Genomic DNA, 1,052 nt, shown 5'->3' on the forward strand with positions numbered 1-1,052 from the left:
GCTGCAATCACTACCGTTCTGGCTAAAACCTACGGTGGTTCTGCTCGTGCATTCGACCAGATCGATAACGCACCAGAAGAAAAAGCTCGTGGTATCACCATCAACACTTCCCACGTTGAATACGACACCCCGACTCGTCACTACGCGCACGTTGACTGCCCAGGGCACGCCGACTACGTGAAAAACATGATCACCGGTGCTGCTCAGATGGACGGCGCTATCCTGGTTGTTGCTGCGACTGACGGCCCTATGCCTCAGACCCGTGAGCACATCCTGCTGGGTCGTCAGGTTGGCGTTCCTTACATCATCGTGTTCCTGAACAAATGTGACATGGTTGATGACGAAGAGCTGCTGGAGCTGGTTGAAATGGAAGTTCGTGAACTTCTGTCTCAGTACGACTTCCCGGGCGATGACACTCCAATCATCCGTGGTTCTGCTCTGAAAGCGCTGGAAGGCGAAGCAGAGTGGGAAGCTAAAATCGTTGAACTGGCTGGCTTCCTGGATTCCTACATCCCAGAACCAGTACGTGCAATCGACCTGCCGTTCCTGCTGCCAATCGAAGACGTATTCTCCATCTCCGGCCGTGGTACCGTTGTTACCGGTCGTGTAGAGCGCGGTATCGTTAAAGTGGGCGAAGAAGTAGAAATCGTTGGTATCAAAGATACTGCGAAATCTACCTGTACCGGCGTTGAAATGTTCCGCAAACTGCTGGACGAAGGCCGTGCTGGTGAGAACGTTGGTGTTCTGCTGCGTGGTATCAAACGTGAAGAAATCGAACGTGGTCAGGTTCTGGCTAAGCCAGGCTCTATCAAGCCGCACACCAAGTTCGAATCTGAAGTGTACATCCTGTCCAAAGACGAAGGCGGCCGTCATACTCCGTTCTTCAAAGGCTACCGTCCACAGTTCTACTTCCGTACAACTGACGTGACCGGTACCATCGAACTGCCAGAAGGCGTAGAGATGGTAATGCCAGGCGACAACATCAAAATGGTTGTTACCCTGATCCACCCAATCGCGATGGACGACGGTCTGCGTTTCGCAATCCGTGAAGG

Annotated in this window: 1 protein-coding gene; it reads left to right on the forward strand. The window is 52.9% G+C overall.

Annotated elements, in window-relative coordinates; all coding sequences use genetic code 11:
• On the forward strand, positions 1-1,052 hold a 1,052-nt coding region (gene tuf, locus ACE38U_RS22355; RefSeq protein WP_375530535.1), incomplete at both ends, for an elongation factor Tu.

This window comes from Cedecea selenatireducens, from assembly GCF_042138895.1.
Lineage (GTDB): Bacteria > Pseudomonadota > Gammaproteobacteria > Enterobacterales > Enterobacteriaceae > Cedecea > Cedecea selenatireducens.